Source organism: Nonomuraea sp. NPDC005501 (genome assembly GCF_040605905.1).
Lineage (GTDB): Bacteria > Actinomycetota > Actinomycetes > Streptosporangiales > Streptosporangiaceae > Nonomuraea.
In genome coordinates, this window is record NZ_JBEXDT010000184.1 from 1 (window position 1) to 6,667 (window position 6,667).

The 6,667-nt window shown below is 73.5% G+C and carries 2 protein-coding genes; one reads left to right on the plus strand and one right to left on the minus strand.

From position 1 onward, the window contains the following. Window positions 1-5,534 (plus strand): amino acid adenylation domain-containing protein (locus tag ABZS51_RS41915; protein ID WP_355453706.1); only part of this gene is annotated, 5,534 nt, incomplete at its 5' end. Between the two features lie 42 nt (window positions 5,535-5,576). On the opposite strand, the gene ABZS51_RS41920 is transcribed toward ABZS51_RS41915, so the two are convergent. Then, window positions 5,577-6,667 (minus strand): ATP-binding cassette domain-containing protein (locus tag ABZS51_RS41920; RefSeq protein ID WP_355453709.1); only part of this gene is annotated, 1,091 nt, incomplete at its 5' end.

Consider the following 6,667-nt stretch of genomic DNA (forward strand, 5'->3'; position numbering starts at 1 on the left):
GGCCGGCCGCCCTCCTGGAGGCCGTCGGGCGGCTGTGGGTGAGCGGCGCCGGCGTCGACTGGGCCAGGGTCGGCCCGCCCGGCAGGCGGGTGCCGCTGCCCGCCTATCCGTTCGAGCGGCGCCGCTACTGGATCGAGCCGCGGACCCGGCGCTCCGAGCTCGCGGCGGCGCCGATGCCGGTGCCGGTCGCGGCGGCGGAGACCCCGGCGGCCCAGGAGCTCGACCCGGTCGCCGCGGCCTGGCAGGACGTGCTCGGCATCGTCCCGGCCGGCCCGCAGGACGACTTCTTCGACCTGGGCGGCGACTCCCTCGTGGCCACCCAGCTCGCCGCCCGCCTCGGCCTGTCCATCGAGGCCGTCTTCGACCACCCCACGCTGGGCGGCCAGCGGCAGCTCGTCGCCTCGGCGGGCACCGCCGAGGAGATCACGGCCGTCGACGAGCCCGGCCCGGCCCCCGTCTCGTTCGTCCAGCGGCGCATGTGGTTCATCGACCAGGTGCACGGCTCGGCCGCCTACGCCGTCGCCACGGCGCTGGACCTGCGGGGCGAGCCGGACGTGGAGCGGCTGCACGGCGCCCTGCGCGAGCTGGTGCGGCGGCACGAGTCGCTGCGGACCGTCTTCCACGCCCCGGACGGCGAGCCGGTGCAGGTGGTGCTGCCCGCCGGGGAGGTGCCGCTGCCGGTCGAGGACTGCGACGACGCCGAGCGGGCGCTGAGCGAGGCCGCGGCCCAGCCCTTCGACCTGGAGCACGGGCCGCTGTTCCGGGCCCGGCTGCTGCGGCTCGCCCCGGATCACCACGTCCTGTCGCTCGTCTTCCACCACATCGTCGTGGACGGCTGGACGATCACCCTGCTGAGGACCGAGCTGGCGGCGCTGTACAACGGCGAGACGCTGCCCGAGCCGCGGGTCAGGTACCGCGACTACGCGCGCCGGCAGCGGGAGCAGACCGCCGACCTCGGCTTCTGGACGCGGCGGCTGCGCGGCATCCCGCACAGCCTGGACCTGCCCACGGACCGGCCACGCCCGCCGATGCAGACCTTCGAGGGGGCCGTCGCCACCCGCGCGCTCCCCGCGGACCTGGTCAAGGGGCTGCGGGCGCTGAGCCAGGAGCGGGGCGCCACGCTGTACATGACCCTGCTGGCCGCGCTCCACACGCTGCTGTACCGCTACAGCGGCCAGGAGGACATCTGCGTCGGCTCGCCCGTGGCCGGGCGCACCCGCCCCGAGCTCGAAGGCATCGCGGGCTGCTTCATCAACACCCTGGTCATGCGGGCCACGATGGACGGCGGGCTGCCGTACACGGATCTGCTGGCGCAGGTGCGCGAGTACGCGCTGGGCGCCTACGCCCACCAGGACGTGCCGTTCGAACGGCTGGTGGAGGAGCTCGACCCGCCCAGGGACCTGTCGCGCAACCCGCTCTTCCAGGTGCTGTTCAACCTGCTCAACCTGCCCAAGAGCGACCTCGACATGGCCGGGCTGGCCGTGGAGGAGCTGGACGTGGAGACGGGCACCGCCCAGGTGGACCTGGTCCTCTACGCCTACGACCACGGCGACGAGCTGCTGTGCAGGCTGGAGTACAACACCGCCCTCTACGACGCCGGCACCGTCGAGCGGCTGCTGCGGCACTACGAGACCCTGCTGTCGGCGATCGTCGCGGCGCCCGGTACGGCGCTGTCCGACCTGGTCCTGCTCACCGGCGAGGAGCTGGCCGAGCAGCTGGACAGCCAGGACGTCGAGGTGCCCGGCCTGTGCGTCCACGAGCTGGTGGAGGCGCAGGCCGACCGGACGCCCGACGCCGTGGCCGTCACCTTCGAGGGCGTCTCGCTGACGTACCGGGAGCTGGACGAGCGGGCGAACCGGGTCGCCCGGCGCCTGCGGGCGGCGGGCACGGGGCCCGAGGAGCTGGTGGGCGTCGCGATGGAGCGGTCGGCCACGATGCTGGTCACCCTGCTCGGGGTGCTGAAGGCGGGCGGCGCCTACGTGCCGCTCGACCCGATGTACCCGCAGGAGCGCCAGGACTACATCCTGGACCACTCGGGCATCCGCGTCCTGGTCACCGAGCGCGAGCTGGCCGGCCGCTACACCGGCTACCAGGGGCAGATCGTCCTCGTCGACGACGGCTTCTCCGGGGAGAGCCCCGAACGGCTGGGCGTACCGGCCACTCCGGAGAACCTCTGCTACGTCCTCTACACCTCCGGCTCCACCGGGCTGCCCAAGGGCGTGCGCGTCCAGCACTCCTCGGTGGTCAACTTCCTCACCTCGATGAGCCGCGAGCCCGGCCTGACCGGCCAGGACACGCTCCTGGCCGTCACCACGTTCGCCTTCGACATCTCGGTGCTGGAGCTGTTCCTGCCGCTCACGGTCGGCGCCCGCGTGGTGATCGCGAGCCGTGAGGCGGCCTACGACCCGGTACGGCTCGCCGCCCTGCTCGACGGCGCGACCGTCATGCAGGCCACCCCGGCGACCTGGCGGCTGCTGCTGTCGTCGGGATGGGAGGGCGGGCCCGCGCTGAAGGCGCTCTGCGGCGGCGAGGCGCTCCCCGCCGACCTGGCCGCCGACCTGCGCGGCCGGGTGGCCGAGCTGTGGAACATGTACGGGCCGACCGAGACCACGATCTGGTCCACCCTCACCCGCGTCACCGACGGTCCGATCACCATCGGCCACCCGATCGCCAACACCCGCATCCACCTGCTCGACGCCGCGATGCACCTGGTTCCCACCGGCGTGGTCGGCGAGCTCTACATCGGCGGGGCGGGCCTGGCCCGCGACTACCTCGGCCGGCCCGAGCTGACGGCCGAACGCTTCGTCACCTGGCATGACGGCGGCAGGCTGTACCGGACCGGTGACCTCGCCAGGCGCCGGGCCGACGGCTCGATCGAGTTCCTCGGCCGGGCCGACGGGCAGGTGAAGGTGCGCGGCTACCGGATCGAGCTGGGCGAGATCGAGTCGCTCCTGCTGGCGCATCCCGCGGTCCGCGAGGCGGTCGTGGTGGTGCGCGGCTCGGACGAGGACAAGAGCATCGCCGCCTACCTGACCGTCCACACCCCGGCCGACTCCGAACACGACTGGCGCGACCACCTGCGGCGCAAGCTGCCCGATTACATGATCCCCTCGGCGTTCACCCTGATGGAGGCGCTGCCGCTCACCCCCAACGGCAAGGTGGACCGCAAGGCGCTGCCCGAGCCGGTGAGCCAGGCGCGCGCCGCGGGCGCGACGCCGCGGACGCCGGCCGAGGTCAGGCTGGCCGAGCTCTGGTCGGCGATCCTGGGCGTGCGGGGCATCGGCATCGACGACGACTTCTTCGCGCTGGGCGGCGACTCCTTCAAGGCCGTGCGCGCCGTGCGGGACTCCGGGATCCCGGCGACCGTGCTGGACCTCTTCAAGAACCCCACCATCAGGGCGTTCGCCACGCTCGACGGGTCGTCCCGGGGCGGCGGCCTGCTGCACGAGCTGACGCCCCCGCGCGCCGCGGCCACGCTGACCCTGGTCTGCGTGCCGTTCGCGGGCGGCGGCGCGATCACGTACCAGCCGCTGGCCGCGGCCCTGCCCGAGCACATCACCATGCTCGCGCTGGAGCCGCCGGGCCACGACACCGGCAACCCCGGCGAGCCCGTCCTGCCCTTCCACGAGCTCGTCGAGGGCTGCGTCAAGGAGATCAAGGAGAAGGTCGGCGGGCCGTTCGCGCTCTACGGCCACTGCATGGGCGGCGCGCTGACCGTCCAGCTGGCCCGCCGGCTGGAGGAGGAAGGCGTCGAGCCGGTGAAGGTGGTCATCGGCGGCCACTTCCCGGCGCCCCGCCTGCCCGGCAAGGCCTTCGCCTGGTTCCGCAGGATCTTCCCGATGGAGCGGTGGACCTCCAAGCGGCAGGCGCTGGAGTTCCTGCGGGCGATGGGCTTCTTCACCGAGGAGCTCGACCCCCGCGAGCGTGACTTCATCATGGGCGTCTTCCTCCACGACACCCAGGAGGGCGAGGACTACTACACCGACCTCTACCAGGCGCCCATCAAGAAGCTGTCGGCGCCGCTGGTCTGCGTGGTCGGCGAGAACGACCGCGCCACCGAGTTGTACGAGGAGCGCTTCCGCGAGTGGGAGGCGTTCTCCGACTCGGTGTCGCTGGAGGTCATCCCCAAGGCGGGGCACTACTTCCAGAAGCACCAGGCGCCCGAGCTGGCCGAGATCCTCGACGACGCGGACCGGCCCGCGCCACCGCCGCCGCCCCTGCCCCGCGTCCAGCAGGCCAGCCTGAAGACGTTCTTCCTGGTGGCCTTCGGCCAGCTGGTGTCGCTGATCGGCACCGGACTGACCACGTTCGGCCTGGGCCTGTGGGTCTACCAGCAGACGCAGTCGATCTCGATGTTCGCCGTCGTCTCGGTCATGGCGATGCTGCCGGCCGTCGTGCTGGCGCCGATCGCGGGAGCGGTGGCGGACCGCTGGAACCGCAGGCTCGTCATGATCACCGCGGACTCGGCGGCGGGCGTCGCCTCCGCCTCACTGGCCGCCCTGCTCTGGACGGGCGGCCTCGAACTCTGGCACGTCTACGTCATCGTCGCCGTCGGCGCGGTGTCGACGGCCTTCCACCAGCCCGCCTACATGGCGGCCGTGGCCCAGCTCGTGCCCAAACGCTACTACGGCAGAGCCAACGGCCTGGCCCAGCTGGGACAGGCCGCCGGGACCGTCCTGGCGCCGCTGCTGGGCGGCGCGCTGGTGGCCGCCATCGGGATGCGCGGCATCGTCACGATCGACCTGTCCACCTTCGCCTTCGCGGTCACCGTGACGCTGGCGGTCCGCTTCCCGAACACGCTGTTCAAGAAGCGGGAGGAGTCGTTCTGGCAGGAGGTGACCGGGGGCTGGCGCTACATCTCCCGCAGGCACGGGCTGCTGGCCATCATCCTGTTCACCTCGTTCCTGAACTTCCCCTTCGCCATGGTCGAGGTCCTGGCCACGCCGCTGCTGCTCAAGCTCACCGACACCGGCGGCCTGGGCGTGGCGCTCTCGATGACCGGCGTCGGGCTGCTGGCCGGCAGCGTGATCATGACGGTGACCGGCGGCCTGGCGCGCCGCACGCACGGCATCCTCGGCAGCTTCATCGCCCTGGGCTTCGCCTTCGCCGTCATCGGGATCGCGCCGCACCCGGCGCTGCCCGCGATCGGGCTGTTCTGCGTCGGGCTGCTCACCGCGTTCCTGAACACGCACTGGTTCTCCATCGTGCAGCAGAAGGTCGGGCTCGACCTGCAGGGCCGGGTCATCGCCACCAACCTGATGCTCAGCTGGGCCATGGTCCCGCTCGGCTTCCTGCTGGCCGGACCGCTGGTCGAGCACGTCTTCGACCCCATCGCCGGCGCCGCTCAGGGCAGGGGCATCGCCCTGCTCACCGTCGTCGCCGGGGCGGTGACGGTGCTGATCGGCCTGGCGGCCGCGCGTTACCGGCCGGTCCGCTGTCTGGAGGACGACCTGCCCGACGCGATCCCCGACGCGGTGGTCATCACCGACAAGGACCTGATCCAGCAGCAGGCCGACAAGCAGCTCGTCGCCTGATCGCTTACCCCCGGCACGGCGCCGCCGTGCCGGGGGGGAGCGCTAGCGGGAGCGGGTGAGGGCCTCGGACTCCCACAGGTCGCGGTAGTAGCCGGGCTCGGCCACCAGCGTGGCGTGGGTCCCGCGCTGGACGACCCGGCCGTCCTCCAGCACCACGATCTCGTCCACGTCCTCCAGCCCGTGCAGCCGGTGGGTGACGAGCAGCGTGGTGCGGCCCCGGGTGGCGTCGAGCAGGTCCGCCATGAGCCGGTCGGCCGTGTCCTCGTCCAGCGCCTCGGCCGGCTCGTCCAGCAGCAGCACCGGCGGGTCGTACAGCAGGGCCCGGGCCAGGGCCAGCCGCTGGAGCTGGCCGCCGGACACCGTCCGGCCGTCCTCGCCGAGCTGGACGTCCCAGCCGGTCCGCTCGGCCCACTGCTCCAGCCGCGCCTCGCGCACGGCCGCGGCCAGCTCCTCCTCGCCGGCCTCGGGGCCGGCCAGGCGCAGGTTGTCGCGCAGACTGGCCTGGAAGACGTACGGGTCCTGGGTGAGGCCGGTCATCAGCGCGCGGACGTCGTCCGGCGCCATGCCCCTCACGTCGGCGCCGTTGACCAGCACCTGGCCCGCCTCGGGCTCGACCAGGCGCATCAGCGCCGACAGCAGGCTGCTCTTGCCGGCCCCGCTGGGGCCGACGAGCGCCACCCGCCGGCCGGGCGTCAGTGTCAGGGACACGCCGTCGACCGCGGGCCGCGCGGCGTCGCCGTGCCGTACGACGAGGTCCTCGACCTCGACCGTGTACGGCGGCGCGGGCACGGGGGCGGGGGAGGGCGGCTCGGCGACGGCGGGCGGGGCCGAGCGGACCTCCTTCAGCCGCTTCAGCGCGGCCGTGATGCCCGCCATGCGCTCGCCCGCCGCCGCCAGCGGCAGGACCGGCTCGAACGACACCAGCGCCGTCAGCGCCAGCACGGCCGTGGCGACGCTCCCGGCGCCGACGCCCTGGGCGAGCAGGACGATGGCCGCCACGGTCAGCCCCTGCACGAGGGTGCCTCCGGCCAGGGCGAGGGCGTGGACGCGGGCCTGGCGGCGTTCGAGGGCGGCCAGGGCGCGGTCCGCGTCGAGGGCCGTCGCGAGCGCGCGGCCCTCCGCGCCGTACGCGG